2 protein-coding genes are annotated in these 3,449 nt (G+C 68.9%); both read right to left on the bottom strand.

The window, feature by feature from the left end:
* Nucleotides 1–1,571: HAMP domain-containing methyl-accepting chemotaxis protein (locus BRAS3809_RS32550; RefSeq protein WP_035660069.1), on the bottom strand; the 1,571-nt coding region annotated here is incomplete at its 3' end.
* A gap of 358 nt (nt 1,572–1,929) precedes the next feature.
* Entirely contained in the window at nt 1,930–3,273 is a 1,344-nt protein-coding gene (locus BRAS3809_RS32545; RefSeq protein ID WP_008966262.1) for a methyl-accepting chemotaxis protein, read from the bottom strand.
* Nucleotides 3,274–3,449 lie beyond the last annotated feature (176 nt).

Below are 3,449 nucleotides of genomic sequence, written 5' to 3'. Positions count from 1 at the left end.
GCCTCGATGGTGGCGTTGAGCGCCAGCAGGTTGGTCTGGCCGGCGATGGTCGAGATCAGCTCCAGCACGTCGCCGATCCGCGTGGCGGCCTTCGACAGCGCGCCGACGCGCTCATTGGTGCGGTTGGCCTGCGCCACCGCCTCGCCGGCGATGCGCGCGGAGTCCTGCACCTGGCGGGAGATCTCGCTCACCGAAGAGGACAGTTGCTCGGCGGCGGAGGCCACCGTCTGCACGTTGGACGAGGCCTCCTGCGAGGCGGCCGCCACTTCGGTCGACAGGTCCTGCGCGCGCGACGCGGTGCTGGTCAGCGTGCCGGCGGAGGCTTCGAGTTCGCTGGAGGCGTGCGACACCGCATCGATGATCTCGCCGACGGCCTGCTCGAACTGATGGGCGAGCCGGGCCATGTCGGCCTTGCGCTCGTGCTCGCGCCGCGTCTCGGCATCGCCCTGCTCGGCGCGCAGCCGCTCGGTCTCGGCCATGTTGTCCTTGAACACCTGGATCGCGGTCGCCATGGCGCCGATCTCGTCGCGGGCGCCGCGGCTGGGGATCTCGATCGCCGTGTCGCCGCCGGCGAGCCGTCCCATCGCCCGCGTCATCGCCGTGAGCGGGCCGACGATGCCGCGCGCGATCAGGAACGCGACGAGGCAGCCGAACAGGATGGCGGCGGCGCCGACCTGCATCTGCAGCGCGATCGTATGGCCGATGGCGCTCTCCGCCGACGCGCGCGAGGCCTGGTAGTCGGCGTTGACGCCGGCTTCGGCCGTCGTCAGCGCCTCGATGTTCCCTTTGATCAGCGGCTCGATGGCGTTGGCGTAGATCTCCTCGGACTTCAGCGTCGCGGCAGCGGTGGCCTCGAAGGCCGATTTGTTCGCATCGAGCGAGGCCTTCACCGGCGCGATCGCGGCGAGCACGCCGGCCGGCGGCGCATTGCCCTCAAGGGTGGCGAGGCGCTGCTCGACATTGTCGACGCCGGCGCGGAAGGCCGAGGCAGCCTTGGCGTCGCGCAGCGCCAGGAAGCGCCAGGTCGCGATGCGCACCAGTTGCAGCCGCGTGTCGATGTCGGCGACGGCGCTCATCACCTCCGGTTCCTTCGAGATGCGCGCCGCGATCGACAGCTTGGCGGTCTTGGCCGCGAGGTCCTCGCCGCCCGGCAGCAGCGCGGCGCGGCCGGTCTTGATCTGCCTGACGGCGTCCTGCAGCTGATCGCGCAAGGTCCGCATCTGCGCGATGCCGGCGAGCAGATCGGCATAGGCCTTGCGGAGCTCGGCGGAGAGCGGGCCGGTGCTGGCTGCCTGCAGCAGCTCGGCCGCCGCCGTCTCGCGGTCGGCGGCTTCCTTCAGCGCGGGCTCGTTGGCGTCGTGGATGTAGCGCAGATTGGCGCGCTGGATCGCCTGGAGATGGTTGGAGATCGCCTGGATGCGCGCGGTCGCGTCCGACAGCGCCGACATGCTCGCCACCTGATCCCGCACCGCGCGCAGGTTCCAGACGGCGACCGCCGCCATGACCGCGCCGCAGACGATGAGCGCCGCGAAGCCGGCATAGAGACGTCCGCTGATCTTCAAGCTCATCATGTCCGTTGTCCGCTCCTCCAGCAGCCGCGGGCGGACGCACTGCTAGCACCGCGCCCCGCAGCATCGGCCGCCTGTCCGGCGACTCATGGCTGTGCGCAAGATGAGCGGTATTTGCTAATAGCGGGTTAGAGAGTACCGCAAGGCGGGCGCGTCTTCGACGTCACCTCGGGGAGCCGCGTCGCACTGGCCACAAGCGCACGCTCGACTCTCCCGCTCGTCATGCGCGGGCTTGACCCGCGCATCCATCTCTCGCGCCAGCGGTGAGACGTGGATGGCCGGGTCGAGCCCGGCCATGACGTGGAGAGAGAGGGGCTCACAACGTCAGTGATGACGTCGATGAGCTTCGCGTGTCGCCGCCTCAGCTCGCCTTGACGCTGATGATGAACGCGTCGACCTCGCGCTTGAGCGTCTCGGCCTGTTGCGAGAGATCGCCGGCGGCGTCGCGGGCGTCGGTGGCCAGGCGGCCGGTTTCGGCCGAGGTGGAGGTAATCTGGGCGATGTGGTTGGAGACGTCGAGGGTGCCGCGGGCGGCTTCCTGGACGCTCTTGGAGATGTCCTGGGTGGCGTTGCGCTGCTGCGAGGTGTCGACCTCGATGCCGGACATGATGGCGCTGATTTCGCTCAACGTGGTCGAGATGCCGTCGATGGCGCCGCGGGTCTCCGCGGTGATGCCCTGGATGCTGGCGACATGCGCCGAGATCTCGTCGGTCGCCTTGCTGGTCTGGTCGGCGAGGTTCTTCACCTCCGAGGCGACGACGGAGAATCCCTTGCCGGCCTCGCCGGCGCGCGCCGCCTCGATGGTGGCGTTGAGCGCCAGCAGGTTGGTCTGCGCGGCGATCGCCTGCACCAGCTGCACGACGGTGCCGATCTTCTCGGCGGCGTCCGACAGCGAATGGATGGTGTTCTTGCTCTTCTCGGCCTGCGAGGCCGCGCCCTCGGCGCGCTGGGTGGCGTCGGAGACGCGGCGGCTGATGGTGCCGATCGAGCTCGTCATCTCCTCGGTCGAGCCGGCCACCGTCTGGACGCTGCGATTGGCGTGGTTGGCGGCGGCCTCCACCGCATTGGCCTTGGCCGAGGTGTCGTTGGCGGCGCGCGACAGGGTCTCGGCATTGCTCTTCAGCCGCACGGCCGAGGACGCCACGCTGCTGACGACGCTGGCGACGAGCTCGTTGAAGGCGTGGATGCGGCCGTCGAGAAAGCGCGAGCGCTCGCCCTGGCGCTGCGCCTCCTGCAGCTCGCGCTCCGTCAGGCGCTGGCGCTCGATGCCGTTGGTCTTGAACACCTCCAGCGCGCCGGCGAGCTGGCCGATCTCGTTGGTGAGGCCGAGGCCGGGAATGCTTGTGTCGTATTTCTGGGCGGCGACGTCGCGCATCGCCGCGACCATCGATGCGAGCGGACGCAGGATGCCGTTCTGCACGGCGGCGTAGGTCATCAGGCAGACCGCGCTGGCGAACAGCGCGATGGCGACGCAGGCGATCAGGAACCAGGAGAACGCCGACTGCGCCTGCTGATAGATCAGGGTCGCATGGTCACGCGCGGGGCCGCTGAGGCTGGCGAAATCCGACGACAGGCTGGTGATCTGGTTGTTGAGATAGAGCACCGCGACGAAGCCGGTGCCGCCGCCGATCGCCAGCAGCAGGAGCAGCGAGGCGACGACGCCTCCCACGAGGAAGCGGATCGTCAGATTGCTGTTGGAGAACATGGAGCTTGCCCGGACGCGTCAGACGGAATGTCAATGCACCCTTCCAGACAATGGTAAAATAAGATGAAAGCGCGGGGACGCGCGGAGCACGGGAGAGCACGGGGGGTGGCGGATTGGCGGCACATGCAAGTTCGAAGCAGTTGCTCGAACGCAGCATGGTCCTCACCGCTCCCACT

This window comes from Bradyrhizobium sp. STM 3809 (assembly GCF_000239795.1).
Taxonomy (GTDB): domain Bacteria; phylum Pseudomonadota; class Alphaproteobacteria; order Rhizobiales; family Xanthobacteraceae; genus Bradyrhizobium.
This window is presented reverse-complemented; position numbering and strand designations above follow the sequence as displayed.

Bases quoted from the DNA above. Each gene is read 5' to 3' on its own strand.
- BRAS3809_RS32545 (WP_008966262.1), bottom strand. From the start codon at position 3,273: ATGTTCTCCAACAGCAATCTGACGATCCGCTTCCTCGTGGGAGGCGTC.